This is a genomic window from Enterobacter sp. 186315, from assembly GCF_053290175.1.
The window spans coordinates 31,759-57,408 of sequence record NZ_JBPTTK010000009.1 but is presented as its reverse complement, the minus strand read 5'-3'; the positions used below and the strand labels follow the sequence as shown (position 1 = coordinate 57,408).

The following is a 25,650-nucleotide window of genomic DNA, read 5'->3' as shown; positions in this document are numbered from 1 at the left end:
TCAATAATCAGTCAATCACTTGTTTTTTAAGCAATCACTATAAGAATAGATTGAGTTCGAAAAATAAAAAAGGGCATCAATCGATGCCCTGAATATTTAGCCGAAACGCACGTCGCGCCCGTGCGGCTCATCCAGATCCTGCCACGGGCCAATGGAGATAATGCCCGTCGGATTAATGGTTTTATGGCTGCGGTAATAGTGGGTGCGAATATGGTCAAAATCGACCGTTTCGGCGATCCCCGGCATCTGATAGATGTCGCGCAGGAAACCGTACAGGTTCATGTAGTCGCTGATGCGATGCTTATCGCACTTGAAGTGGGTGACGTACACCGGATCAAAACGCACCAGCGTGGTCCACAGGCGAATGTCCGCTTCCGTCAGGCGATCGCCCGTGAGATAGCGATGCTTGCCGAGGATCTGCTCCAGGCGTTCCAGCGATTCAAAGACCTTTCCGACCGCTTCGTCATAGGCTTCCTGGCTGGTGGCGAAACCGGCTTTATACACGCCGTTGTTTACGTTGTCGTAAATCCAGCCGTTCAGCTCATCAATCTTGTCGCGCAATTCGAACGGATAGTAATCCCCCGCGCGTGCGCCCTGGGCATCAAACGCGGTGTTGAACATACGGATAATCTCCGCAGATTCGTTGCTGACGATGGTCTGGTTTTTCTTGTCCCACAGTACCGGAACGGTCACGCGGCCGGTGTAGTGCGGGTCGGCGCGCAGATAAAGCTGATACAGAAAATCGTGATGATACAGATCGTCGCCGGTGGCGGCCGGGAAATCGCTGTCAAAGGTCCAGCCGTTTTCCAGCATCAGTGGATTGACCACCGAGACAGGCAGCAATGACTCCAGCCCTTTGAGCTTGCGCACAATCAGCGTGCGGTGCGCCCACGGACAGGCGAGTGATACATAGAGATGATAACGATCTTTTTCGGCCGCGAAGCCGCCTTCGCCGCTTGGGCCGGGCGCACCGTCGGCGGTCAGCCAGTTACGGAAGGCCGAAACGGAGCGCTTGAAGCGACCCCCGGTGGATTTAGTGTCATACCAGACATCCTGCCAGACGCCGTCTACGAGTTGTCCCATTTTTTCCTCCTCCGTCAGATAGCAAAAGCGAGGAGAAATCTCCTCGCTTTTTTACATCAGTATAGCGTGCTTACCACTTCTTATTCAGAACGCGGTCGATGCTGTATGCGCCCGGACCGGTGATAGCCAACAGCAGGAAGCCGCCAGCGATGGTCAGGTTTTTCATGAACATCAGGGAGTTCACGCCTTCCGCAAAGTTGCTGTGGAAGATAAAGGCGGTCAGCAGCGTGAAGCCCGCAGTGAACAGCGCGGTGGTACGGGTCAGGAAGCCGAACAGTACCGCCAGGCCGCCGCCAAACTCAAGCAGAATGGTCAGTGGCAGCAGGAACCCCGGCACGCCCATTGCTTCCATGTACTGCTGGGTACCTGCATATCCGGTGATTTTTCCCCACCCTGCGGTGATAAACAGAATTGGCATCAGAATGCGTGCTACCAGTACACCAACATCTTCTAATTTTTTCATCTTTCTCTCCAGAAAACCACTTAGGCGGCTAATCATTATTTGTCTACGAATTCGGATATATATCGCGAACTTGCTTTCGATGGAGAGAATCATAAACGTGACGAATGGGGAATGTTAGCAAGGAAAACTGTCAATCTTTATCAAAGATATTGAGCAAGGGGGCGTGTGCGCTGGTGCCCTCACCCTAACCCTCTCCCCAAAGGGGCGAGGGAACTGTTCCGTGCCAACATTTTTTCTAGGGAACACTCTCCCACAGGGAGAGGGCGCAAAAACAAAAAACGGTAACCAAGGTTACCGTTTTGCTTTATCACCGTAGCTGCTGCTGTCGCAGCGTGGTTTTCACCAGACGCCAGGCGCTCCAGGCGCCAAATCCACGTCTGGCCCAGCGTATCAGCATATTCGGGTGACGTACCGACCAAATCGCCATCACGCTGCTACCCACCAGAGCCCATGAACGCAGGTTCAGGAAGGTACTCCAGCCTCTGTCGAACGAACGGGTTGATTCAACCCAGTCGCGGCGACTGGCAGACAGATCCAGCCGTTGCTGCTGGATCTGGCTTAACAGGTACGCTTTGCGTTTCATGAGTTCGGCTTTGCTGCTCACGGCTTGTCATCCTCCAGCAGAGAGCGGTCATTCGCCAGCTCCTGACGCGTATGGCGCAGGAAGGTCGACTGGCGCGCTTTGCGTAGCGTCCACAGGCCGCCAATCAGTGCCCCGACAAGCAGCACCACGGTCGTGGCGATCATCGCGTTCAGTCGATACTGAGGATCGATGGCCCAGATAATCAGCACCATCAGGCTCATCAGACCAAACGCGGCAAAGAGCATGGTAAGCCCGAGCATCAGCAGCATCTGGAAGAGATTCGCTTTCTCCTCTTCCAGTTCAACGACTGCCAGCCGGACGCGCGTTTCGGCAATGCTGACCAGAGTGGTCAAGATACGCTGGCCAATGCCGAGGACGTTATTTGCAGGCCCTTGTGCGTGACGAGGATTTTCCATAATCAACGACGCGTAAGCAGGACGCCCAGCACCACACCAATTGCGGCACCGATTCCTACGCCAGTCCATGGATTATCGCGAACATATTCGTCAGCGCGTGCTGCCGCTTCACGGGTCTGTTTTGCCAGCACGTCGCCGGTTTCACCCAGACGGTAGCGGCTCTCTTTCAGCGCCTTCTCCGCTTTGCTGCGCAGTTTGCTGACTTCTTCTTTTGACTTATCGGCGGAGGAATTCAGTACTTCTTCCAGGGTATCCGCCAGGGATTTCAGCTCAGAGCGCAGGTTTTCTGACGTAGATTCTTTTGACATGATTTTCTCCTGTGAGACTTCCGTTAACTCAATAATCGCGTGATTCCAGCGCCTTCAGTTCTTCTTGCGCTTCCTTCAGCTTCTTCTCGCGTTTGGCAATTTTATCCGCATCACCTTTCTCTTTGGCTTCCTCAAGGTCATGACGGCGTTCAGCTATCTCGTCCTTTTGCTTATCAATTTTCTTCTTGTGGTCGGCACGAAGTTCGTCGTCCGAACAGTTAGCCTTCACTTCACTCAGCGCTTTCTTCAGACCGTTGATGCGGTGCTGATTGTTATGCTTTTCGGCATAACTGATTTCGCGCTGAATGTCGTTCTCCTTCTCCTGACACAGAGAAGTCGCAAAAGAAGCGGAGCTTAAAGATAAAAGGGCCAGAGCCAGAGTGATGCGGTATTTCATTATTGGAACCTTCCATTGTTACAGCACGTCCGGGGAGTGTGCTGATGTCCAAAGTCATGCGGAGAACATATGTCTGATGCTCCGCGTACTTAAGCATAGTAAGTAAACGGGGGAATCACCAAAGTGAGTGAAAAGATTCAGAATCCTGGAAGTTATCCGAATCGATGTGACGTGTCGCGCAAAAGTGACAGCCAGGCCGCCGGGTGGCTGTCCTCGTCCTGCTGAGCGATGATGTATCCGCGCGGCAGGGTTCTGTCGAGCACCGCTTTGGCGGCAGCACTTTGTGCGCTTGAGTCAAACTTTATCAACAAAACATCATCCTGCGGGGTGATGCTTTTAAAGCGGATGCCGTTGGCATCCAGATGGTGCCAGATGGAGAAACCGTCCGGCACGCTTGCACCCTGATTGACAGAACGGATGGCAAGCGTGGACTCCTCGCGCTGGAGCGCGCTCCAGGCAAGAAGCAGTGCGCTGATTATGACCAGCGCAATCAGTGCGTAAGAAAAACGTCGCAGGGTGAACGGTGAGGTCGCCATCGTTAGCCCTTGGCTCCGTATTTTTTCTTCCACAGAACCACAAGCGAACCCACCAGGCCAAAGATCAGCAGCACGACGGGCAGCAGCATCAGGCAGGACATAAGCTGATCTTCATACTTCATAAAGACCGGCGTTTTACCCAGCGCGTAGCCCAGCGTGGTCAGGATTAAGACCCACAGCAGGCCGCTCATCCAGTTAAAGAACTGGAAACGAGCGCTGCTCAGGCCGGAAAGCCCGGCGATGGTCGGCAGCAGGGTACGCACAAAGGCGATGAAACGGCCAACCAGCAGCGCTGAAAGCCCGTGTTTGTGGAAAAGATGGTGCGCGCGCTGGTGGTAATGCGCGGGGAGGTGCGACAGCCAGTTTTGCACGATGCGCGTATTGCCAAGCCATCGTCCCTGGATGTAGCTCACCCAGCAGCCGAGGCTGGCGGCGATGGTTAACAGCAAGATGGTTTGCGGGAAGGCCATTGCCCCTTTAGCGCAGAGTACGCCCACCAGCACCAGCAGGCTGTCGCCAGGCAGGAACGCAGCGGGCAGTAATCCGTTTTCAAGGAACAGGATCATAAACAAGACAAAGTAGAGCATACCAATCATCGAAGGATTGGCGAGCGTTTCGAAATCCTGAGCCCATAAGGCTTGCAGTAGTTGGGTCAAAAGTTCCATTCAGTGTTCCTGGAAATCGGTTAACGTCACGCCTGTTATCCGGGAAAAACAGCACGGCGACATTTTTATAATTTCATTATGGTCGCTCGCGGACACGTTGTGGTGGCCAGAACTGTTCCCTGTTAAATGGCTGGTTGGCAAGCACTAACTTAAAAAAAGCAAAGTGAATCCAATTGTAACAAAGCCCAACGTTCTGCGTCACAGATTTTGCATGGGGCGAAATGATTTTGGCTTAAGCCCTGGAAGGGAGCGAGGGGATTTACACAGGCTGACACTATATATGTTTTGCTTACCCACTCGCGCCGGAAGGCGCAGCGGAGCGCCTGCCAGCGAAAGGGAAATCTTATTTTGCGAGATTGGCCGCCGTATCGAGGTGAACGACCGGATTGTCCGCAAAAAGATAGCGGTCTGCGTTGAATTCGAAGTCGTCGCTGGTTTCGTTAAACAGCATCTGCTTGGTGTTTTCCAGATGCTGCCACATCGCCAGTTTAGCCGCGTGCGGATCTTTGCGAATCAGCGCTTTAAGAATTTGGTCATGATCGTCGCACCAGTTATCCACGGTGCGTAAATCGATGTGATCGTGCAGTTTCTTCCAGTACGGGTTATGAACGCGCTGAGTCCACATTTTTTCGACAATTGCCGCCAGCGCGGTATTTTGCGTGGCCAGCGCCACCTGAACGTGGAACTGCAAATCCCATTCGGAATCGCGGAAACATTTTTCCTGACGCGCTTTGTCCTGGATTTCCATCAGCTTCATGATGTCCTGCTTGGTCACCTGGGTCGCGGCGAACTCGGCAATGTTGCTCTCAATAAGCTGACGCGCCTGAAGCAGCTCGAACGGGCCGTAGCTTGCAAACTCAAGGCTTTCGTCCGGGACAGGGGAGTGTTTTGGCTGGTTGGAAATCACGTGAATACCGGAGCCTTTGCGCACCTCAACATAGCCTTCCACTTCCAGCATGATGATGGCTTCGCGAACCACGGTGCGGCTAACGCTTTTTTCATCCGCGATAAAGCGCTCAGCGGGGAGTTTGTCACCGACAAGATAGACACCTTGCTCGATGCGATCTTTCAGCTCGGCAGCAAGTTGTTGATATAAACGACGTGATTCGGTGATTTCCATATGCGCTCCAGGCAGGGTACGGCGGATTATTTGTTATACCACTTTTAGAAGATAGTCTCCAGATTTCGCCATGAAAAAAGCCGCTATTGAGCGGCCTTTGGAAGGGTATTGACGTACGGTTAAGTCTTGTAGGCCGGGTAAGGCGAAGCCGCCTCCCGGCACGTTCATCCCAACGCTAACTCTGCGTCGCCGGTCCCCCAAGAGACTCTTTCGCCAGTTCGTCGGCGGACTTACTTTTCAGCACCGTCCAGATAACCACCGCGCCCAGCAGGTCGAAGATAGCCAGCACCGCGAACAGCGGGCTGAAGCCGATAGTGTCAGCCAGCGCACCCACGACCAGGGCGAACATGGTACTTGCGGTCCAGGCGGCCATCCCGGTCAGGCCGTTGGCGGTGGCCACTTCGTTACGACCGAAGACGTCAGAAGAGAGCGTAATCAGCGCACCGGACAGGGACTGGTGAGCAAAACCACCGATACACAGCAGGGCGATCGCCACGTACGGGCTGGTGAACAGGCCGATCATGCCAGGGCCAATCATCAGCAGGGCGCCCATCGTCACCACCATCTTACGGGAGACAATCAGGTTCACGCCAAACCAGCGCTGGAACAGCGGTGGCAGATAACCGCCGACGATACAGCCCAGGTCAGCGAACAGCATTGGCATCCAGGCGAACATCGCAATTTCTTTCAGGTTAAAGCCGTAGACTTTAAACATGAAAAGCGGGATCCAGGCATTAAACGTACCCCAGGCCGGTTCTGCCAGGAAGCGCGGCAGCGCGATACCCCAGAACTGACGGGTGCCGAGGATCTGCCAGACGGACATTTTCTTTCCGTTGTTGGTCTGATGCTGAGATTCCTGGCCGTTAATAATGTAGTCGCGCTCTTCGGTCGACAGCTTTTTCTGGTCGCGCGGGTGTTTATAGAAGATCAGCCACGCCATTGCCCAGGCAAAGCTCAGCACGCCGGAGATAATGAACGCCATCTGCCAGCTGTGCATCACGATAGCCCACACCACCAGCGGTGGCGCAATCATCGCACCAATAGAAGAACCCACGTTGAAGTAACCAACCGCGATAGAACGCTCTTTCGCCGGGAACCATTCTGAGCTCGCCTTAAGACCCGCAGGGATCATCGCTGCTTCAGCGGCACCGACCGCACCACGCGCCAGCGCCAGGCCACCCCAGCTGCCCGCCAGTGCGGTCGCACCGCAGAATACTGCCCAGGCGACGGCAAAGAAGGCATAGCCGATTTTGGTACCGAGAATATCGAGAACGTAGCCTGCAACAGGCTGCATGATGGTATAAGCCGCGGAATAGGCAGCAATGATGTAGGAGTACTGCTGCGTGGAGATATGCAGTTCTTCCATCAACGTTGGCGCCGCTGCTGCCACGGTGTTACGTGTCAGGTAGCCAAGCACGGTGCCCAACGTCACCAGTGCAATCATATACCAACGTAACCCTTTAATTTTACGCATGTAAAACCTCATCGTTATGTTATTTCCGCACCGGGGTGCGGCAACATCTCAACCGTTTCCGGGAGCTGTTCTGTAACGGGAGGGGCGTAGCCGGGATAATTTCCCGGAACGGCCCGAACCTTGCCATAAGTAATCGTGCATAAGTCGGTATCCGTACCGTTAAATCCGATGTCTTGCATCGGGAATGCATTCCGTCGGCGTAGTGTTTGCGACGGCGAAAAGATAACTTGTCATACAACTTTAAAAGGTGAGTGACATCACAAATGTGTGATTCTTTGTAGGGACATTCTGTACGGAGAGGGAAGCCAGTTCTGGCGCGGCTTGCGAGAGGGTTTACTCCTTTGAGGGTAATTTTTTTGTCGACGTTTATTGATCTAACTCACGAAAAAACCTTCAGCCTCTGGGAATTGGTGTGATAACTTTGCAGCATCTGAACATAAGCTTTCTGACGCTCCCGTTACGAGGAAGACGATAATGACGCCGTTTATGACCGAAGATTTCCTGTTAGATACCGAATTTGCCCGCCGTCTGTACCACGACTACGCAAAAGACCAGCCGATTTTCGACTACCACTGCCATTTACCGCCGCAGCAGGTTGCCGAAAATTACCGTTTCAAAAACCTGTATGACATCTGGCTGAAGGGTGACCACTATAAATGGCGCGCGATGCGCACCAACGGCGTGGCTGAACGCCTGTGTACCGGTGACGCGTCCGATCGCGAGAAGTTTGACGCCTGGGCGGCGACCGTTCCGCACACCATCGGCAACCCGTTATACCACTGGACCCATCTCGAACTGCGCCGTCCGTTCGGTATCACCGGCAAGCTGCTCTCGCCGTCTACGGCAGATGAAATCTGGAACCAGTGCAACGAACTGCTGGCACAGGAACAGTTCTCCGCGCGCGGCATCATGAAGCAGATGAACGTGAAGATGGTCGGGACCACCGACGATCCGATTGACTCGCTGGAGCACCACGCGGTGGTCGCCAAAGACACCTCGTTTGATATCAAAGTGCTGCCAAGCTGGCGCCCGGACAAAGCCTTCAACATCGAGCTGGCGACCTTTAACGACTACATGGCGAAGCTGGCGGAAGTGTCCGACACCGACATTCGTCGCTTTGCCGATCTGCAAACCGCGCTGACTAAGCGTCTGGATCACTTCGCGGCCCACGGCTGTAAAGTGTCCGACCATGCGCTGGACGTGGTGCTGTTCGCAGAATCTAACGAAGCCGAGCTGGACAGCATTCTGGCGCGTCGCCTCTCCGGTGAAGCCCTGAGCGAACACGAAGTGGCCCAGTTCAAAACGGCGGTGCTGGTGTTCCTCGGCGCGGAATACGCCCGTCGCGGCTGGGTGCAGCAATACCACATCGGCGCGCTGCGCAATAACAACCAGCGTCAGTTCAAGCTGCTGGGCGCGGACGTGGGTTTTGACTCCATCAACGACCGTCCGCTGGCGGAAGAGCTGTCAAAACTGTTGAGCAAACAGAACGAACAAAACCTGCTGCCAAAAACCATCCTGTACTGCCTGAACCCGCGCGATAACGAAGTGCTGGGCACCATGATCGGCAACTTCCAGGGCGAAGGGATGCCGGGCAAGATGCAGTTCGGTTCCGGCTGGTGGTTCAACGATCAGAAAGACGGCATGGAGCGTCAGATGACGCAGCTGGCGCAGCTTGGCCTGTTAAGCCGCTTTGTCGGGATGCTGACCGACAGCCGCAGCTTCCTGTCTTATACCCGCCATGAATACTTCCGTCGCATTCTGTGCCAGATGATTGGCCGCTGGGTGCAGGCGGGTGAAGCGCCGGCAGATATTCAGCTGCTGGGCGACATGGTGAGAAACATCTGCTTTAACAATGCGCGTGACTACTTCGCCATTGAACTGAACTAAGCCCGTTTGAGGTTGATATGCAATACATCAAAATCCATTCGCTGGATAACGTTGCGGTAGCGCTGGCCGATCTGACCGAAGGCGCAGTAGTGACCGTGGAAGACCAAAGCGTCACGCTGCGTCAGGCGATTGCACGCGGGCATAAGTTTGCCGTGTACCCTATCGCCAAAGGGGAAAACGTCGTTAAGTACGGTTTGCCGATTGGTCACGCGCTGGCGGATATTGCGCCGGGTGAACATATTCATTCCCACAATACCCGCACCAATCTGAGCGATCTGGACGAGTATAGCTATCAACCTGATTTTCAGGCCGAAGCCGGGCAGGCGGCAGATCGCGAGGTTCAGATCTACCGCCGCGCCAACGGCGACGTGGGGATCCGCAACGAACTGTGGATCCTGCCGACCGTCGGCTGCGTGAACGGCATCGCGCGTCAGATCCAGACGCGTTTCCTGAAAGAGACAAATGACGCCGAAGGCACCGATGGCGTGCATCTCTTCAGCCATACCTACGGCTGTTCGCAACTGGGCGATGACCACATTAACACCCGTACCATGCTGCAAAACATGGTGCGCCACCCGAACGCGGGCGCGGTGCTGGTGATTGGCCTGGGCTGCGAAAACAACCAGGTGGACGCCTTCCGCGAGACGCTGGGTTATTTCGATCCTGACCGCGTGCACTTTATGGTGTGCCAGCATCAGGATGACGAGGTGGAAGCGGGGCTCGAGCAGCTTCACCAGCTGTACGAGGTGATGCGCCACGACAAACGCGAGCCGGGCAAGCTGAGCGAGCTGAAGTTTGGTCTGGAGTGCGGTGGTTCGGACGGCCTTTCCGGCATCACGGCGAACCCGATGCTGGGGCGCTTCTCGGATTACATGATTGCCAACGGCGGCACCACCGTGCTGACGGAAGTGCCGGAGATGTTTGGCGCTGAACGTATTCTGATGAGCCACTGCCGCGACGAAGAGACCTTTGAAAAGACCGTCACGATGGTCAACGACTTCAAACAGTACTTTATCGCGCACAACCAGCCGATTTACGAAAACCCGTCGCCGGGCAACAAGGCGGGCGGGATCACCACCCTTGAGGAGAAATCCCTCGGCTGTACCCAGAAAGCGGGTGCGAGCCAGGTGGTGGACGTTCTGCGCTACGGGGAGCGTCTGAAAACCCACGGCCTGAACCTGCTCAGCGCACCGGGTAACGATGCGGTTGCCACCAGCGCGCTGGCCGGGGCGGGCTGCCACATGGTGCTGTTCAGCACCGGGCGCGGCACCCCTTACGGTGGTTTTGTGCCGACGGTGAAAATTGCCACCAACAGCGAGCTGGCGGCGAAGAAGAAGCACTGGATTGATTTCGATGCGGGTCAGCTGATCCACGGCAAAGCCATGCCGCAGCTGTTGACTGAATTTATCGATACCATTGTGGAATTTGCTAACGGCAAACCGACCTGCAACGAGAAGAACGACTTCCGCGAGCTGGCGATCTTTAAGAGTGGTGTGACGCTGTAAAAAGGGTGCGGGCTGGTGCCTTCACCCTGTCCCTCTCCCACGGGGAGAGGGTACAAACACTAAAAACGGCAACCTCAGGGTTGCCGTTTTGCTGTTAACCTCGCAAAGCATTCTTCGCTAAGCGCGCGTCTTCTGCCTGACAGGCGGCGGCGGTGAACAGCACGTCGGTTGACGAGTTCAGGGCGGTCTCGCAGGAGTCCTGCAACACGCCGATGATAAAGCCGACGGCAACGACCTGCATGGCGATCTCATTCGGAATACCGAACATGTTACACGCCAGCGGGATCAGCAGCAGTGAACCACCCGCCACGCCGGAAGCGCCACAGGCGCACAGCGATGCCACCACGCTCAACAGCAGCGCCGTTGGCAGATCCACCGGAATACCCAGCGTATGCACCGCCGCCAGCGTCAGCACGGTGATGGTGATGGCCGCACCCGCCATATTGACGGTCGCGCCCAGCGGAATGGATACGGAATAAGTATCGCGATCCAGGTTCAGCTTCTCAGCCAGCGCCATGTTGACCGGGATATTCGCCGCGGAGCTGCGGGTAAAGAACGCGTACACGCCGCTTTCACGCAGGCAGGTCAGCACCAGCGGATACGGGTTGCGACGGATCTGCCAGAACACCAGCAGCGGGTTAATCACCAGCGCCACCAGCAGCATACAGCCCACCAGCACCACCAGAAGCTGTGCGTAGCCCCACAGGGTTTCAAAACCGGTGGTTGCCAGAGTCGAAGAGACCAGGCCGAAAATACCGATCGGCGCGAAGCGAATCACCAGCTTCACCATAAAGGTCACGGCGTTGGACATGTCGTTGACCAGGTTTTTGGTGGTTTCGTTACCGTGGCGCAGCGCGAAGCCCAGACCAATTGCCCAGACCAGAATACCGATGTAGTTGGCGTTCATCAGCGCGGTGATCGGGTTCGACACCATGCTCATAAGCAGGCCGCGCATCACTTCAATAATGCCGGACGGCGGAGTGATATCGCCTGCCGCGCTGGTCAGATGCAGGGTAGAAGGGAACAGGAAGCTGAACACAACGGCGGTCAGCGCGGCGGAGAAGGTGCCCAGCAGATATAAAAAGAGAATCGGGCGAATATTGGTTTTTTGTCCGTGCTGGTGGTTGGCAATAGAGGCCATCACCAGCATCAGTACCAGCACCGGCGCGACGGCCTTCAGTGCGCCCACGAACAGCGTGCCGAGCAGCCCGGTCGCTTCTGCCGCAGGTTTTGACACCATCGCCAGCAGAATACCCAGCACCAGCCCTACCAGAATTTGTTTTACCAGACTCCCCTGCGCCAGACGCGCAAAGAGCCCCTTCGATTGTGTGCTCATTCTGTATTCCTAAGTGAAATTGTGTTCCATCCTGGATGTGCTCTCAGTCACATTTATTTCCGGATGTAAATCTTTGTTTGCCTGTGTGAGTATTCAGGAAAGTGGCGAAGGGGGGAAGTGTAAAATGCTGGATTTTACGTGTTGCATCATGTTTTTTAACTACTGTGTTACAAAAATGTGTTCACCCTCTCCCTGTGGGAGAGGGCCGGGGTGAGGGCATCAGCCCGCACCGAACGTTTTACTAAACCTGCTGCTTCTTATCGTGCTGGCGGTTAACCCAGGTATTGATCAGCAGCGTGACGATCAGAATGCCAAACACCACGCCGAGCGAAATGGCGATTGGGATATGGTAGAAATCGACAATCAGCATCTTGATACCGATAAACACCAGGATCACCGACAGGCCATACTTCAGCATCGAGAAGCGCTCCGCCGCGCCCGCCAGCAGGAAGTACATGGCGCGCAGGCCGAGGATCGCGAACAGGTTAGAGGTCAGCACGATAAACGGATCGGTGGTCACCGCGAAGATGGCCGGAATACTGTCCACCGCGAAAATCACGTCGCTCAGTTCAACCAGAATCAGCACCAGCAGCAGCGGCGTGGCGAACAGCAGGCCGTTCTTACGCACGAAGAAATGCTCGCTCTCGATTTTATCCGTCATGCGCAGATGCCCGCGGATCCACTTCACCAGCGGTTTTTCGCCAATGCCGGTTTCATCCTCTTTCGCCAGCGCCATTTTGATCCCGGTGAACAGCAGGAACGCGCCGAAGACGTACAGCAGCCATTCGAACTGGGTGATGAGCCAGCTTCCGGCGAAGATCATGATGGTACGCAGGATAATCGCGCCGAGCACCCCGTAGACCAGCACGCGGCGTTGCAGGGAGGCAGGTACGGCAAAATAGCTAAACAGCATCAGCCAGACGAAGACGTTATCGACCGCCAGCGCTTTTTCAATCAGATAACCGGTAAGGAAGGCGAGCGCCTGAGGATCGGCCACCGCGCGGCCTTCGGTTGAGGCCAGATACCACCAGAAGGCGGCGCAGAAAAGCAGAGAGAGGGTAACCCAGACCAGCGACCACGCGGCGGCTTGCTTCATGGTCATACCATGCTCGCCGCGGCGGCCCTGCAAAAAGAGGTCGATCGCGAGCATGATGAGCACGACAACCGCGAATCCGCCCCACAACATTGGAGTGCCGACAGAATGCATAAAATTTTCCTTCCACATAAAAAACAAAAACGGCCATGGTCAGAAGACGATAGCCGTTAGCTTTTTATGCATAGACCTCGCCTTCCGGCAAGGTCTCACTTACAACCATAAACGCTGATGGTTGCCCGGCGACCGGATGCGGTTTTACACGCATCGTAATGACGATCCACCGGCGAAGAAGTTACTCCCCTTTGCGGGTAACAAAATATGTCAGGCCATTCATTTCGTCAATGGCGGGCACAATTTCATTACACAGCTTTACGCGATCGCTTCCTCATTCACGCCGTCTGCCGGGAATACCACGCCGGTCTGACGGCGGATCTCCGTTTGCAGTTTCGCCGTGGTGCGGCTGACCGCCAGCCCAGGGTGATTGACTTCATTGCTCTCAACCAGACGCGCAAAAACCTCTGCCTCATAAAGCATAGTGTTTATATGCTGAGGCTGCGTCAGCTCCTGCGCCTTGCCGCCGCGCGGCACGATGCTGACTTTCTGGCACTCGGAGATTTTCTCGATAACCAGTGAACCCGCTTCACCCTGGATCTCGCTCGGCAGCACCGAATCGCTCACCTTCGAGTGTTGCAGCGTGACGCTGAAATCACCGTAATCCAGCACCACCAGGCCGTGCGCGTCCACGCCGCTGTCCAGCAGGCTGGCGGTCGCGGTAACGCCGTGCGGCTCGCCCCAGAGCGCGACAGCCGAGGCCAGACAGTAAAAGCCGATATCCATGATCGAGCCGTTAGAGAAGGCCGGATTAAAGGTGTTTGGGTTTTCGCCGTCCAGATAGCGCTGGTAGCGCGACGAGTACTGGCAGTAGTTGATAAAGGCTTTACGCACCTTGCCGATCTTCGGCAGGGACTGCTGCAACAGCAGGAAATTCGGCAGGCTGGCGGTTTTGAAGGCTTCGAACAGCACCACCTGATTCTCGCGGGCGAGGGCGATGGCGGCTTCCACTTCCTGAATATTCGAGGCCAGCGGCTTCTCGCAAATCACATGCTTTTTATGGCTGAGGAACAGCTTCGTTTGCGGGAAGTGCAGGGAGTTCGGGCTGGCAATATAGACCGCGTCAATATCATCGCTTTGCGCCATCGCGTCGAGCGAGGTGAAGAGATGCTCCACCAGATAGTCGTTCGCGAAGCTCTGCGCCTGCTCAAGGCTGCGGGAATAGACGGCGGTGAGTTTGAATTTGCCGGTTTCGTGGGCGGCGTCGACGAACTGGCGCGTGATCCAGTTCGTACCAATGACTGCGAAACGTATCATAAACGTTTACGTACTCCGTAGCTGGGAACCTTTAGCCACTGTAGCACGTCATCATGACAATTCACGTGCGCTATTCCGCATTACCATTTAACGATAAATGCGTAAGCCATAGCCGGGTATCAAACTCCAGCTGGTGGTACTGCGGCTCCATGTGGCAGCACAGGGAGTAGAAGGCTTTGTCGTGGTCTTTCTCTTTCAGGTGCGCGAGTTCATGCACCACGATCATCCGCAGAAAGGCTTCCGGCGCGTTGCGGAACACGGTCGCCACGCGAATTTCGGCTTTGGCTTTCAGCTTGCCGCCCTGCACGCGGGAGATGGCGGTGTGCAGCCCGAGCGCGTTTTTCAGAACGTGGATTTTGTTGTCGTACATCACCTTATTGATCGGCGGGGCGCTCTTCAGATAGCGGCTTTTGAGATCCTGCGTATACTGCCAGAGCGCTTTATCGGTGGCGAAATCGTGGGTGCCCGGATAGCGTTTTTCCAGCACGGCGCCCAGGCGTTGCTCGGCGATCAGGGTGCGAACCTGTGAAAGTAAATGCTCCGGGTAGCCCTGGAGATAAGTTAGTTGGTTCATCAAAAGCCCACATCAGTGTGAAAACGGGTATACTCACGCACCCTTTTCAGGGATAACGCCAAATTTTACCATTCAGGAGGGCCGATGAGCCACTTAGACAACGGTTTCCGTTCACTCGACTTAAAACGTTTCCCGGAAACGGACGACGTTAACCCGCTTCAGGCGTGGGAAGCGGCGGATGAATATCTGCTGCAACAGTTGGATGACACTGAAATCCGCGGCCCGGTTCTGATCCTGAATGACGCGTTCGGCGCGCTGGGCTGTGCCCTGGCGGAGCATTCGCCGTACAGCATCGGCGACTCTTACCTGAGCGAGCTGGCGACGCGTGAAAACCTGCGCCATAACGAGCTCGACGAGTCCAGCGTTAAGTTCCTCGACAGCACGGCGGAGTATCCGCAGTCGCCAGGCGTGGTGCTGATCAAAGTGCCAAAAACCATGGCGCTGCTGGAGCAGCAGCTGCGCGCGCTGCGTAAAGTGGTGACGCCAGACACGCGGATTATCGCCGGTGCGAAGGTGCGTGATATCCATACCTCCACGCTGGAGCTGTTCGAAAAAGTGCTCGGCCCGACCACCACGACCCTGGCGTGGAAAAAAGCGCGTCTGATTAACTGTACCTTCAGCGCCCCTGAGCTGGCGGATGCGCCGGAAACACTGAGCTGGAAGCTGGAAGGCACCGACTGGACCATCCATAACCACGCGAACGTCTTCTCGCGTACCGGTCTGGATATCGGCGCGCGTTTCTTTATGGAACACCTGCCGGAAAATCTGGAAGGGGAGATTGTCGATCTGGGCTGCGGTAACGGCGTAATTGGCCTGACCCTGCTGGCGAAGAACCCGGAAGCCAGCGTGGTGTTCAGCGACGAATCGCCGATGGCGGTCGCATCGAGCCGGATGAACGTCGAAGTGAATATGCCGGAGGCGCTCGATCGCTGCGAGTTTATGATCAACAACGCGCTGTCGGGCGTAGAGCCGTTCCGCTTCAACGCGGTGTTCTGCAACCCGCCGTTCCACCAGAAGCACGCCCTGACCGATAACGTCGCCTGGGAGATGTTCCACCACGCGCGCCGCTGCCTGAAAATCAACGGCGAGCTGTACATCGTGGCGAACCGTCACCTGGACTATTTCCACAAGCTGAAGAAAATTTTCGGCAACTGCGTGACCGTGGCGACCAACAATAAGTTTGTGGTGCTGAAGGCGGTGAAGCTGGGTCGTCGTCGTTGAGATTGAGAGCGGTGCGGCCTGATGCCCTCACCCCAACCCTCTCCCATAGGGAGAGGGGGTAAACACGAAAAACGGCAACCAGGTTGCCGTTAGATCGCCAGAGCCAGTTTCGTCCCCTGCGCAATCGCGCGTCTTGCATCCAGCTCCATCGCCACGTCGCACCCGCCGATCAAATGCACCGTTTTCCCCGCCTCGCGCAGCGGATCCGCCAGATCCCGTTTCGGCTCCTGACCGGCACACAAAATCACATGATCCACGGCTAACAGCTGCGGTTCGCCGCCGATCGTAACGTGCAGGCCTTCGTCGTCGATCTTCTGATAGCTCACCGCAGGGATCATCTTCACCCCGCGCGAAAGCAGAGTGGCGCGGTGGATCCAGCCCGTGGTTTTCCCCAGGCCTTCCCCCGGCTTGCTCGCTTTACGTTGCAGCATCACGATCTGACGCGGGCTTTTCGGCAGCTGTGGCCCTTCCGGACGCAGGCCGCCGGACTGGTTCAGGCTGGTGTCGATGCCCCATTCCACGCAAAACTCGGCGATGTTCTGGCTGGTGGCTTCTCCCGGCTGGCTTAGGTACATCGCGGTATCAAAGCCGATCCCGCCACAGCCGATAATCGCTACCTTTTCGCCGACCGGCACTTTGTCGCGCAGCACGTCGAGATAGCTCAACACCTTCGGATGATCGATACCCGCGATCGCCGGAGTGCGCGGGGCGATCCCGCTCGCCAGGATCACCTCGTCGAAATCCACAAGATCGCCCGCACTCACGAACTGATTAAGCCGCAGATCCACACCCGTCAGGGTCAGCATCCGGCGGTAGTAGCGCAGGGTTTCGTAAAACTCCTCTTTGCCGGGGATCTGTTTGGCGATATTAAACTGCCCGCCGATCTCCGCGCTCGCATCGAACAGCGTCACGCTATGCCCGCGGCCCGCCGCATTAACCGCAAACGCCAGCCCGGCCGGGCCAGCGCCGACCACTGCCAGACGCTTTTTGCGGACAGCCGGGACGATCGGCATTTTGGTTTCATGACAGGCGCGCGGGTTGACCAGGCAGGAGGTGACTTTGCCGACGAAGATCTGATCCAGACAGGCCTGGTTACAGCCGATACAGGTGTTGATCTCATCCGCGCGCCCGCTTTCGGCTTTTGACAGCAGCTCCGCATCGGCGAGGAACGGCCGCGCCATCGACACCATATCGGCGTCGCCGCGCGAGATCACATCGTCCGCCACCTGCGGATCGTTAATGCGGTTGGTGGTGATCAGCGGGACAGACACGTGGCCCTTCAGCCTGCGCGTCACCCAGCTAAAGGCCGCGCGCGGCACCGGGGTGGCGATGGTCGGAATACGCGCCTCGTGCCAGCCAATCCCGGTGTTGATGATAGTCGCACCCGCCGCTTCGATGGCCTGCGCCAGCTGCACGGTCTCATCGAAGGTGCCGCCGCCCTCCACCAGATCGAGCATCGACAGGCGGAAAACGATAATAAAATCCGCGCCCGCCCGTTCGCGCACGGCGCGTACCACCTCAACGGCAAAGCGCATCCGGCGAGCGTAGTCGCCGCCCCATTCGTCGTCGCGCTGGTTAGTGCGGGCGGCGAGAAATTCGTTAATCAGATAGCCTTCAGAGCCCATGACCTCCACGCCGTCGTAGCCCGCTTCCCGTGCTAGCGCGGCGCAGCGGGCGAAGTCGTCAATGAGGATCAGGATCTCGTCGTGGCTTAGGGCGTGGGGTTTGAAGCGGTTGATCGGCGCCTGAATGGCAGAGGGGGCCACCAGGTTTGGCTGATAGCTGTAGCGCCCGGTGTGCAGAATTTGCAGGGCGATTTTGCCGCCCTCTTTGTGAACCGCATCGGTCACGATCCGGTGATGGGCCAGCTGCGACGCATCGTTTAGCACCGCGCCGCCTTCCATACCCACGCCGGACGGGGCAGGGGCAACGCCGCCGGTAACAATCAGCGCTACGCCGTGACGTGCGCGTTCGGCGTAAAAGGCCGCCAGACGTTCCGCGCCGTCCGGATGCTCCTCCAGACCGGTGTGCATCGAGCCCATCAACACGCGGTTTTTGAGCGTTGTGAATCCCAGATCGAGGGGGGCGAATAACGACGGGTAGCGGCTCATAGTCTCTTCCAATGTAAAATTATTGTTATGTGGTCGGATGAGTTACTAATTTAGCCAGTGGAAAGTAAAAGGGAAAAGGGGAATGCGGTGATTGTGATGGGATTCAAATAATGCCCCTCACCCCGGCCCTCTCCCCAAAAGGGAGAGGGTGAAAGGCCGCACAAAGCAATTCCCTCTCCCCTTAGGGGAGAGGGGCAGGGTGAGGGGTGTGGGTTTTTACCAGCCCCGGCGCCTGCCACATTGACGTGGTGAGCCCGCTGTCCACCAGCCCAAGCTGGTCGGCGTAGACCGCCTGCCATTTGTGCATCATGCCGTCGTACAGCTCCCGATGCTCGGGGTTTGGCGTGAACTCCCGGCTCCATCTCACCAGCTTTTCGCCCGTCGCGGCCATGTCCGCAAACAGCCCTGCGCCTGCTCCGGCCGCAATCGCGCAGCCCAGCGCCGTGGCCTCTTTGACCTCCGGTACGCGCACCGGCAGCCCGGTGACGTCGCTTAAAATCTGGCTCCACAGCGCCCCTTTCGCGCCGCCGCCCGCGAACACCAGGCTGTCGAAGGTCACGCCGGAGAAACGCGAGATCTGCGCCAGGTTGCAGGCGGAGACAATCGCCGCGTTCTCTTCCAGCGCCCGGAACAGCGTCGCTTTGTTGCACTTTTCCGGGTCGATGGAGAGGTTAATAAACGACGGCGAGGCGTGATACCACTGGCTGAAGTGCATCGCGTCGGAAAAAATCGGCATCACCCCGTGTGAGCCGGGCGGGACGCGGCTCGCCATCTCTTCGAGCAGCGAGTAGGTATCCATGCCCATGCGCTCGGCAATGAGCTTTTCTTCCGCACAAAAGGCGTCGCGGAACCAGCGCATCGTCAGCCCGGTAAAGAAGCTGATGGATTCCGCCTGCGCCATGCCGGGAATGACGTGCGGGTTCACGCGGATGTTCATTTCAGGATCGGTTCTGACCTGCGGCAGGTTGACCACCTGCTGCCAGAAGGTGCCGCCCAGTACCGCCGTTTGTGCGGGGCGCACCACGCCGAGCCCAAGACAGCCCAGCTGCACGTCGCCGCCGCCCATCACCACCGGCGTGCCTTCGCGCAGGCCGCTCTGCGCCGCCGCCGCGCGGGTGATCGCACCGAGCACGGTGCCGGTTTCTTTGACGGGTGAAAGGATATCGGCGCGCAGCCCGGCCATGTCCAGCAGCGCCGGACGCCAGTCGCGGGAAAACAGATCGAGCATGCCGGTGGTGCCCGCGTTCGACGGGTCAACCGCCAGCTCGCCGGAGAGCTTCGCCGCCAGCCAGTCGCTGATCATGGTGATGGTGGCGGCCTTGCGGTAGATATCCGGGCGATGGTGCGCCAGCCACAGCAGGCGCGGCATGGCGCTCAGGGCCAGCGTCTGGCCGGATACGTCATAGACTTCGGATTCAAAGCGGTAGTCGTGGATCTCTTTGAGTTCGGCCACCTCGCGGCTGGCGCGGGCGTCGACGTTCGCACACGCCCAGATAGCCTCGCCGTCGCGGTCGTAAAGCACAATGCCTTCGCGCATGGAGCAGCAGGCGACGGACTGGATATCCGCCGCGCTCAGGCGCGCGCGCTCCAGCGCCTGATGGATGCACTGGCAGGCCAGCCGCCAGTTGGTATCGAGGTCAAACTCCATCGATCCCGGCACGTTCTCTACGCTAAGGTGTTTCCACTCGGCCTGGCCGACGGCCACCTGATTGCCCTGCAAATCGAAAATGACGGCGCGAACGCTGCCTGTCCCTGCATCTAACGCTAAAAGGTAACCCATGAGTTTGCCTCGTTGTTAGCGCAGGGCTGGCTCTTATGTTGCCAGAGCGAGCACCGCGCGGGCTGTGTTCTCTTCCGTCACCAGGCCATTGATACGGCGACCTTTCAGTGCGGCGTAAATCGCATCGGCTTTCTCTTCACCGCCGGCCACGCCAACGATGGTCGGCAGCTGCGCCAGCTCATCGAGGGTGACGCCAAGTAACTCTTTGTGGATCTCCAGCTCCTCCACGCACTCGCCTTCAGCGTTGAGGAAATAGCCGAGGATATCGGCCACGGCCCCCTTGCGGGCGTACATCAGCTGTTCACCTTCGCTGATATAGCCGGAGCGTAGTATCGTCGCGTCCCGACGCTGGTTCAGCGCGCCAATCCCCACAACGGCCACGTCGGCGGCGGTAGCGGCGAGGATCACGTCCCGCACGCTGGTTTCACGCTTTAATATTCCCGCCACCTCGGCGGATGACACGCGAAGCGGGGCGGGGATCATGCTGACGCTACAGGCGGCGTCCAGCTGGCCTATCCCGGTCATATACGGCCCCACGCCGCCGGAGAGCGTCACCATGCGGATCTGCTGAGAGCTGATAAATCCGCTTAAGTGCTGAAGACAGCTCATGGTGGTTTCACCAAATCCCACCGCCAGCAGCTGTCCGGGTTCCAGTACGCCCATTAACGACTGGGCAGCGCCAATGCCTAAACGCACGTTCATCGGCGGCGTGTTAAGCGCGGGCATCACCCGCACCAGCTTCAGCCCGAAGCGCTGCTGTAGCTCGGTTTCCAGCGCCAGACAGCCCTCGTAGCGGGAGTTGATCTGCACGCGGATCACCCCCGACTGCCGCCCCTTTTCCAGCAGGCGCGAAATCTTCAGTCGTGGCAGGCCAAGCCGCTCGCCAATGTCGTTCTGGGTCAGCCCGTCGTGGTAGTAACACCAGGCGACGCGCGCCACCAGCTCCTCTTCCGCCAGTGCCAGCCCTGCAAACCGACTCTCTTCAGTAATGCGTTTCTCGCCCATATTTGAACTCTTATAAAAATTTAGATCATATGTTCGTGATGGCGCGGGTTGAAAATGTGAGCCACGCGGCAAAACGGATCTTTAAGATGGTTTCAGGTTTAAATGGATCTGAATCGATAAAACTGTGATCCCTGCACGGTTGTAAATATAGTTCACCGTCTACGCTTTTGAACATTATTAAATCTAAAAATCATTTGTTCAATAGCGGAGCGATGATGACCCCACTGATCGAAGCACGTGATATCAGCAAGCAGTTCTCCGGTGTGCCGGTATTAAAAGGCATTGATTTCACGCTGCTTGCCGGTCAGGTTCACGCGCTGATGGGCGGTAACGGCGCGGGGAAATCGACGCTGATGAAAATCATCGCGGGCGTAGAGACCCCGGACGGCGGTGAACTTTCGGTAAACGGCCAGCCCTTTGCTCGGCTCACGCCGGGGCAGGCGCACAGGCTCGGCATCTACCTGGTGCCGCAGGAGCCGATGCTGTTTCCGAATCTGACGGTGCGCGAAAACATCCTTTTCCGCCTGCCGCGGGAAAGCGGAGTGCATAAGCGTCTGGCGGAAAAGCTTCAGCAGCTTCAGTGCCAGCTTAACCTGGACGCCACCGCCAGCACCCTTGAGGTGGCGGATCAGCAGATGGTGGAGATCCTGCGCGGCCTGATGCGCAACGCGACGATCCTCATTCTGGACGAGCCTACGGCCTCGCTCACGCCGGGGGAAACCGAACGGCTGTTTCGCCAGATCCGTGCGCTTCAGGCGCTCGGGGTCGGCGTTGTGTTTATCTCGCACAAGCTGCCGGAGATCCGCCAGCTCGCCAGCCACGTTTCGGTGATGCGCGACGGGGCGGTGGTGCTCAGCGGTGAAACCGCGCAGTACGACGACAGCGCGCTGATCGCGGCGATGACTCCGGTCGGTCGCGATACCGATCTGAGCGATACGCAAAAGCTGTGGCTGGCGCTGCCGGGCAACCGACGCACCCAGGCGCAGGATTTTCCGGTGCTGCGCGTGGAGTCGCTCACCGGGGAGGGGTTTATCGATCTCAGCATGGAGATCTACGCCGGGGAGATCGTCGGTCTGGCCGGGCTGGTGGGATCCGGGCGCACCGAGTTTGCCGAAACCCTCTACGGCCTGCGCCCCGTGCGCGGCGGGCGCGTCTGGCTGGAAAATCAGGATATCGGCGGCGAAACGGTAGCCTCGCGGCTGGAGAAAGGGCTGGTCTATCTGCCGGAGGATCGTCAGGTTTCCGGCTTGTTCCTGGATGCGCCCGTTCGCTGGAACACCGTGGCGCTGAACGAGCCGTCGCTCTGGCAGCAGCGCAAGCGCGAGGCGGCGGTGGTGGAACGCTATCACCGGGCGCTCGGGATCAAGCTTAACCATGCCGATCAGCCCGTGCGCACGCTCTCGGGCGGCAACCAGCAAAAGGTGCTGCTGGCGCGCTGTCTGGAGGCCAACCCGCTGCTGCTGATCGTGGACGAACCCACGCGCGGGGTGGATGTCTCGGCGCGGGCGGATATTTATCAGCTTATCAAAAGCGTGGCGGCGCAAAACGTGGCGGTGCTGATGATCTCAAGCGATCTCGACGAATTTCCCGGCCTTGCCGACCGCGTGCTGGTGATGCATCAGGGAATGCTCAGCGGCGAGCTGCCGCGCCACGCCGTCAGCCTCGACAAAATGATGTCGCTGGCCTTCGGAGGACAATCATGAAGACGTTACTGAAGAACCGCGAGCTGAGCGCGCTGCTGGCGATCCTCGCGCTGTTTGTCGTGCTGGTGGCGCTTAATCCGGCCTATCTCAGCTTTCAGACGCTGGGGATGATCTTCGCCAGCTCGCAGATCCTGATCCTGCTGGCGCTGGGGGCGGCGATGGTGATGTTGACCCGCAACATCGACGTGTCCGTGGGATCGACGGTGGGGCTGTGCGCGATCGCCGTGGGGGTGGCCCTGAACGGCGGCTACAGCCTGCCCGTGGCGATCCTTTTTGCGCTGCTGATCGGCGCGCTGGCCGGGGCGTTTAACGGTTTTCTGGTGGTCGGGCTGCGCATTCCGGCGATTGTCGCCACGCTCGGCACGCTCGGGCTCTACCGCGGCGCGATGCTGCTGTGGACGGGCGGCAAGTGGATCGAAGGGCTGCCGTCGAGCCTCAAGTCTCTGTCAGAGCCAGTCGCACTTGGGATCTCGCCCATCGGCTACGGCGTGCTTCTGCTGGCGGCGGCCGGGGCGTGGATCTTCTCGCGCACCCTGCCTGGCCGTGATTTTTACGCGGTGGGGGATAACCTCGCCGCCGCGCGCCAGCTTGGCGTGGCGGTGAACCGTACCCGGATGATCGCCTTTACGCTCAACGGGATGCTGGCGGCCTGCGCCGGGATCGTCTTCTCCTCGCAGATTGGCTTTGTGCCGAACCAGACCGGCAGCGGGCTGGAGATGAAGGCCATCGCCGCCTGCGTGCTGGGGGGCATTTCGCTGCTGGGCGGCACCGGGACGCTGGTCGGCGCGTTCCTCGGGGCGTTTTTCCTGACCCAGATCGACACCGTGCTGGTGCTGTTTAAGCTCCCGGCCTGGTGGAACGACTTTATCGCCGGGCTGGTGCTGCTGGGCGTTTTGGTGCTCGACGGTCGCCTGCGTCAGGCGCTGGCGCGTCAGCAGCGGGCGCTGAAGTACAGCCGCTTCCAGCCGGGTAACAGAGGGGGAAAGCACGTCACCCCGTTTCCAAAACGCAAAAAAGAGGTGGCGTAAATGAAGCTTAACTGGGAAAGCGCGCTGCTGATGTTGCTGGTGCTCGAAATCCTCCTGTTTGGGGCCATCAACCCGCGCATGCTCGACGTGAACATGCTGCTGTTCAGCACCAGCGATTTTATCTGCATCGGCATTGTGGCCCTGCCGCTGACGCTGGTGATTATTAGCGGCGGGATCGACATTTCGCTCGGCTCCACCATCGGCCTGTGCGCCATCGCGCTGGGGGTGATGATGCAGGCGGGCTGGCCGATGGCGGTGGCGATTCCGCTCACGCTGCTGCTTGGCCTGCTGTGCGGGCTGGTTAACGCATTGCTTATCCACTACACCGGGATCAGCCCGCTGGTGATCACTCTCGGTACGCTGTACCTGTACGGCGGCGGGGCGCTGCTGCTCTCCGGCATGGCGGGGGCGACGGGCTACGAGGGGATCGGCGGCTTCCCGGATAGCTTTACCGCGTTCGCCAACCTTACCGTTTTAGGGCTGCCGATCCCGCTGGTGCTGTTCGCCTTTATCACGCTGTTCTTCTGGCTGATCACCCATCGCGGGCGCTTCGGACGCCACCTGTTCCTGATAGGGCAAAACCCGCGCGCGGCGCGCTATGCGGCGCTGTCGGTGAACGGGATGCCCTACGCGCTGTACGGCCTGGTGGGCGTGGCCTCGGCGATTGCCGCGCTGGTGATGGTCTCCTATTTCGGCTCTGCGCGTTCGGATTTAGGGCGCGATCTGCTGATGCCCGCGCTTACCGCCGCGGTGCTCGGGGGGGCGAATATTTATGGCGGTTCAGGTTCGGTTGTGGGGACGGCACTGGCGGCGCTGCTGGTGGGGTATCTGCAACAGGGTTTACAGATGGTCGGCATCCCCAACCAGGTGTCGAGCGCGCTGTCAGGGGCGCTGCTGGTTGTGGTGGTGATGGGACGTTCGCTGAGTCTGCACCGTGAATGGGTGCGATCTCTCTTTAGAAAACTATCCGGAGCGTAAGATGAAAACAAAACTGATCGTGCTGGCGATGGCTCTCAGCGTTGCGTCGGCGCAGGCGGCAGACCGCATCGCCTTTATCCCGAAGCTGGTCGGCGTGGGGTTCTTTACCAGCGGCGGCAACGGGGCGAAAGAGGCGGGGAAAGATCTCGGCGTGGACGTGACCTACGACGGCCCGACCGAGCCGAGCGTGTCCGGCCAGGTGCAGCTCATCAACAACTTCGTCAACCAGGGCTATAACGCCATTATTGTCTCCGCCGTGTCGCCGGACGGCCTCTGCCCGGCGCTCAAGCGCGCGATGCAGCGCGGCGTGAAGGTGCTGACCTGGGACTCCGACACCAAACCGGAGTGCCGCAGCATCTACATTAACCAGGGCACGCCGCAGCAGCTCGGCGGCCTGCTGGTGGAGATGGCGGGCAAGCAGGTCACTAAACCGAATGCCAAAGTGGCGTTCTTCTACTCAAGCCCGACCGTCACCGACCAGAACCAGTGGGTGAAAGAGGCGAAGGCCAACATCGCGAAAGACCATCCTCAGTGGCAGGTCGTCACCACCCAGTTTGGCTATAACGACGCCACCAAATCCCTGCAAACCGCCGAGGGGATCTTAAAAGCCTATCCGGATCTGGACGCGATTATCGCCCCGGACGCCAACGCCCTGCCAGCGGCGGCGCAGGCGGCGGAAAACCTCAAGCGTGACGGGGTGGCGATCGTCGGGTTCAGCACCCCGAACGTCATGCGCCCGTACGTGGAGCGCGGCACGGTTAAAGCCTTCGGCCTGTGGGACGTGGTGCAGCAGGGCAAAATTGCGGTCAACGTCGCCGATCGTTTGCTGAAAAAAGGCGATCTTAACGTGGGCGACAGCGTGGACGTGAAAGATATCGGGACGCTGAAGGTCGAGCCGAACAGCGTGCAGGGCTACCAGTATGAGGCGAAGGGCAACGGCATCGTGCTGCTGCCGGAGCGCGTGATATTCACCAAAGAGAACATCAACAAATACGATTTCTGACGGGGGAGCA

Annotated in this window: 24 protein-coding genes; 7 read left to right on the top strand and 17 right to left on the bottom strand. The window is 58.1% G+C overall.

Going from position 1 to position 25,650, the window contains the following annotated elements; translation table 11 throughout:
- Positions 1–96: 96 nt before the first annotated feature.
- From ACSVHP_RS12400 to ACSVHP_RS12355, 10 genes are all read right to left on the bottom strand, one after another.
- Positions 97–1,083: a glutathione S-transferase family protein gene (locus ACSVHP_RS12400; RefSeq protein WP_447552072.1), complete on the bottom strand. Its 987-nt coding sequence runs from the start codon at positions 1,081–1,083 to the stop codon at positions 97–99.
- Positions 1,084–1,153: 70 nt separating this feature from the next.
- A complete protein-coding gene (locus tag ACSVHP_RS12395; protein ID WP_234673160.1) occupies positions 1,154–1,546 on the bottom strand; it encodes a DoxX family protein in 393 nt (130 codons plus the stop codon).
- 307 nt (positions 1,547–1,853) lie between these two features.
- Positions 1,854–2,150: a YqjK-like family protein gene (locus ACSVHP_RS12390; RefSeq protein ID WP_234674732.1), complete on the bottom strand. Its 297-nt coding sequence runs from the start codon at positions 2,148–2,150 to the stop codon at positions 1,854–1,856.
- Positions 2,147–2,545: a phage holin family protein gene (locus tag ACSVHP_RS12385; RefSeq protein WP_234674731.1), complete on the bottom strand. Its 399-nt coding sequence runs from the start codon at positions 2,543–2,545 to the stop codon at positions 2,147–2,149. The genes ACSVHP_RS12390 and ACSVHP_RS12385 overlap by 4 nt, the downstream gene beginning before the upstream one ends.
- Before the next feature lie 2 nt (positions 2,546–2,547).
- Positions 2,548–2,853: a DUF883 family protein gene (locus tag ACSVHP_RS12380; protein ID WP_234674730.1), complete on the bottom strand. Its 306-nt coding sequence runs from the start codon at positions 2,851–2,853 to the stop codon at positions 2,548–2,550.
- Positions 2,854–2,881: 28 nt separating this feature from the next.
- Complete coding sequence (locus ACSVHP_RS12375; RefSeq protein WP_417314622.1) at positions 2,882–3,250, bottom strand: DUF1090 domain-containing protein; 369 nt, start codon at positions 3,248–3,250, stop codon at positions 2,882–2,884.
- 152 nt (positions 3,251–3,402) lie between these two features.
- Complete coding sequence (gene mzrA / locus ACSVHP_RS12370) at positions 3,403–3,786, bottom strand: EnvZ/OmpR regulon moderator MzrA (RefSeq protein WP_417314620.1); 384 nt, start codon at positions 3,784–3,786, stop codon at positions 3,403–3,405.
- Positions 3,787–3,788: 2 nt separating this feature from the next.
- The gene (gene yqjA, locus ACSVHP_RS12365; protein WP_417314618.1) at positions 3,789–4,451 is read right to left on the bottom strand and encodes a DedA family general envelope maintenance protein YqjA; all 663 of its coding nucleotides are present in this window, start codon (positions 4,449–4,451) and stop codon (positions 3,789–3,791) included.
- 343 nt (positions 4,452–4,794) lie between these two features.
- The gene (exuR, locus tag ACSVHP_RS12360; RefSeq protein ID WP_234674726.1) at positions 4,795–5,571 is read right to left on the bottom strand and encodes a transcriptional regulator ExuR; all 777 of its coding nucleotides are present in this window, start codon (positions 5,569–5,571) and stop codon (positions 4,795–4,797) included.
- A 175-nt stretch (positions 5,572–5,746) separates the two neighbouring features.
- Positions 5,747–7,045, bottom strand: coding sequence for an MFS transporter (locus tag ACSVHP_RS12355; protein WP_417314617.1), 1,299 nt, complete (start codon positions 7,043–7,045; stop codon positions 5,747–5,749).
- A 474-nt stretch (positions 7,046–7,519) separates the two neighbouring features.
- Here ACSVHP_RS12355 and uxaC point away from each other — a divergent pair, with 474 nt between their 5' ends.
- Entirely contained in the window at positions 7,520–8,932 is a 1,413-nt protein-coding gene (uxaC, locus tag ACSVHP_RS12350) for a glucuronate isomerase (RefSeq protein WP_417314616.1), read from the top strand.
- Between the two features lie 17 nt (positions 8,933–8,949).
- Positions 8,950–10,437, top strand: a complete 1,488-nt coding sequence (locus ACSVHP_RS12345; protein ID WP_447552071.1) for a UxaA family hydrolase — start codon at positions 8,950–8,952, stop codon at positions 10,435–10,437.
- A 94-nt stretch (positions 10,438–10,531) separates the two neighbouring features.
- On the opposite strand, the gene sstT is transcribed toward ACSVHP_RS12345, so the two are convergent.
- The 4 genes from sstT to ACSVHP_RS12325 all read right to left on the bottom strand — a co-directional run bounded on the left by sstT (position 10,532) and on the right by ACSVHP_RS12325 (position 14,811).
- Entirely contained in the window at positions 10,532–11,773 is a 1,242-nt protein-coding gene (gene sstT / locus ACSVHP_RS12340; protein WP_234674722.1) for a serine/threonine transporter SstT, read from the bottom strand.
- Positions 11,774–12,014: 241 nt separating this feature from the next.
- Positions 12,015–12,980: a TerC family protein gene (locus ACSVHP_RS12335; RefSeq protein WP_447552070.1), complete on the bottom strand. Its 966-nt coding sequence runs from the start codon at positions 12,978–12,980 to the stop codon at positions 12,015–12,017.
- A gap of 258 nt (positions 12,981–13,238) precedes the next feature.
- Positions 13,239–14,237, bottom strand: coding sequence for a Gfo/Idh/MocA family protein (locus tag ACSVHP_RS12330; protein WP_447552069.1), 999 nt, complete (start codon positions 14,235–14,237; stop codon positions 13,239–13,241).
- 70 nt (positions 14,238–14,307) lie between these two features.
- A complete protein-coding gene (locus ACSVHP_RS12325; protein ID WP_234674719.1) occupies positions 14,308–14,811 on the bottom strand; it encodes a M48 family metallopeptidase in 504 nt (167 codons plus the stop codon).
- 84 nt (positions 14,812–14,895) lie between these two features.
- On the opposite strand from ACSVHP_RS12325, the gene rlmG reads away from it, so the two are divergent.
- The gene (gene rlmG / locus ACSVHP_RS12320) at positions 14,896–16,032 is read left to right on the top strand and encodes a 23S rRNA (guanine(1835)-N(2))-methyltransferase RlmG (RefSeq protein WP_447552068.1); all 1,137 of its coding nucleotides are present in this window, start codon (positions 14,896–14,898) and stop codon (positions 16,030–16,032) included.
- Between the two features lie 89 nt (positions 16,033–16,121).
- Here the strand turns inward: rlmG and ACSVHP_RS12315 are convergent, their stop codons facing one another.
- The 3 genes from ACSVHP_RS12315 to lsrR form a co-directional block, all read right to left on the bottom strand.
- Positions 16,122–18,143 carry an oxidoreductase gene (locus ACSVHP_RS12315; RefSeq protein ID WP_447552067.1) on the bottom strand — a complete coding sequence of 674 codons (2,022 nt, stop codon included), beginning with the start codon at positions 18,141–18,143 and terminating at the stop codon, positions 16,122–16,124.
- Between the two features lie 181 nt (positions 18,144–18,324).
- Positions 18,325–19,923 carry an autoinducer-2 kinase gene (gene lsrK / locus ACSVHP_RS12310; RefSeq protein ID WP_447552066.1) on the bottom strand — a complete coding sequence of 533 codons (1,599 nt, stop codon included), beginning with the start codon at positions 19,921–19,923 and terminating at the stop codon, positions 18,325–18,327.
- Between the two features lie 33 nt (positions 19,924–19,956).
- Entirely contained in the window at positions 19,957–20,928 is a 972-nt protein-coding gene (gene lsrR, locus ACSVHP_RS12305) for a transcriptional regulator LsrR (RefSeq protein WP_234674714.1), read from the bottom strand.
- Between the two features lie 215 nt (positions 20,929–21,143).
- Between lsrR and lsrA the strand changes: the two genes are divergently transcribed.
- The 4 genes from lsrA to lsrB are packed head-to-tail and all read left to right on the top strand — an operon-like array spanning position 21,144 to position 25,640.
- Positions 21,144–22,631: an autoinducer 2 ABC transporter ATP-binding protein LsrA gene (gene lsrA, locus ACSVHP_RS12300; protein ID WP_447552065.1), complete on the top strand. Its 1,488-nt coding sequence runs from the start codon at positions 21,144–21,146 to the stop codon at positions 22,629–22,631.
- Positions 22,628–23,659, top strand: a complete 1,032-nt coding sequence (gene lsrC, locus ACSVHP_RS12295) for an autoinducer 2 ABC transporter permease LsrC (RefSeq protein WP_447552064.1) — start codon at positions 22,628–22,630, stop codon at positions 23,657–23,659. Before lsrA ends, lsrC begins: the two co-directional genes overlap by 4 nt.
- Positions 23,660–24,637, top strand: coding sequence for an autoinducer 2 ABC transporter permease LsrD (gene lsrD / locus ACSVHP_RS12290; protein ID WP_447552063.1), 978 nt, complete (start codon positions 23,660–23,662; stop codon positions 24,635–24,637).
- Position 24,638: 1 nt separating this feature from the next.
- Positions 24,639–25,640, top strand: a complete 1,002-nt coding sequence (gene lsrB, locus ACSVHP_RS12285; protein WP_447552062.1) for an autoinducer 2 ABC transporter substrate-binding protein LsrB — start codon at positions 24,639–24,641, stop codon at positions 25,638–25,640.
- Positions 25,641–25,650: the final 10 nt, after the last annotated feature.

Coding starts and splice junctions, on each gene's coding strand:
- ACSVHP_RS12400 (WP_447552072.1), bottom strand. CDS start 1,083: ATGGGACAACTCGTAGACGGCGTCTGGCAGGATGTCTGGTATGACACT.
- ACSVHP_RS12395 (WP_234673160.1), bottom strand. CDS start 1,546: ATGAAAAAATTAGAAGATGTTGGTGTACTGGTAGCACGCATTCTGATG.
- ACSVHP_RS12385 (WP_234674731.1), bottom strand. CDS start 2,545: ATGGAAAATCCTCGTCACGCACAAGGGCCTGCAAATAACGTCCTCGGC.
- ACSVHP_RS12380 (WP_234674730.1), bottom strand. CDS start 2,853: ATGTCAAAAGAATCTACGTCAGAAAACCTGCGCTCTGAGCTGAAATCC.
- ACSVHP_RS12375 (WP_417314622.1), bottom strand. CDS start 3,250: ATGAAATACCGCATCACTCTGGCTCTGGCCCTTTTATCTTTAAGCTCC.
- mzrA (WP_417314620.1), bottom strand. CDS start 3,786: ATGGCGACCTCACCGTTCACCCTGCGACGTTTTTCTTACGCACTGATT.
- yqjA (WP_417314618.1), bottom strand. CDS start 4,451: ATGGAACTTTTGACCCAACTACTGCAAGCCTTATGGGCTCAGGATTTC.
- exuR (WP_234674726.1), bottom strand. CDS start 5,571: ATGGAAATCACCGAATCACGTCGTTTATATCAACAACTTGCTGCCGAG.
- ACSVHP_RS12355 (WP_417314617.1), bottom strand. CDS start 7,045: ATGCGTAAAATTAAAGGGTTACGTTGGTATATGATTGCACTGGTGACG.
- uxaC (WP_417314616.1), top strand. CDS start 7,520: ATGACGCCGTTTATGACCGAAGATTTCCTGTTAGATACCGAATTTGCC.
- ACSVHP_RS12345 (WP_447552071.1), top strand. CDS start 8,950: ATGCAATACATCAAAATCCATTCGCTGGATAACGTTGCGGTAGCGCTG.
- sstT (WP_234674722.1), bottom strand. CDS start 11,773: ATGAGCACACAATCGAAGGGGCTCTTTGCGCGTCTGGCGCAGGGGAGT.
- ACSVHP_RS12335 (WP_447552070.1), bottom strand. CDS start 12,980: ATGCATTCTGTCGGCACTCCAATGTTGTGGGGCGGATTCGCGGTTGTC.
- ACSVHP_RS12330 (WP_447552069.1), bottom strand. CDS start 14,237: ATGATACGTTTCGCAGTCATTGGTACGAACTGGATCACGCGCCAGTTC.
- ACSVHP_RS12325 (WP_234674719.1), bottom strand. CDS start 14,811: ATGAACCAACTAACTTATCTCCAGGGCTACCCGGAGCATTTACTTTCA.
- rlmG (WP_447552068.1), top strand. CDS start 14,896: ATGAGCCACTTAGACAACGGTTTCCGTTCACTCGACTTAAAACGTTTC.
- ACSVHP_RS12315 (WP_447552067.1), bottom strand. CDS start 18,143: ATGAGCCGCTACCCGTCGTTATTCGCCCCCCTCGATCTGGGATTCACA.
- lsrK (WP_447552066.1), bottom strand. CDS start 19,923: ATGGGTTACCTTTTAGCGTTAGATGCAGGGACAGGCAGCGTTCGCGCC.
- lsrR (WP_234674714.1), bottom strand. CDS start 20,928: ATGGGCGAGAAACGCATTACTGAAGAGAGTCGGTTTGCAGGGCTGGCA.
- lsrA (WP_447552065.1), top strand. CDS start 21,144: ATGACCCCACTGATCGAAGCACGTGATATCAGCAAGCAGTTCTCCGGT.
- lsrC (WP_447552064.1), top strand. CDS start 22,628: ATGAAGACGTTACTGAAGAACCGCGAGCTGAGCGCGCTGCTGGCGATC.
- lsrD (WP_447552063.1), top strand. CDS start 23,660: ATGAAGCTTAACTGGGAAAGCGCGCTGCTGATGTTGCTGGTGCTCGAA.
- lsrB (WP_447552062.1), top strand. CDS start 24,639: ATGAAAACAAAACTGATCGTGCTGGCGATGGCTCTCAGCGTTGCGTCG.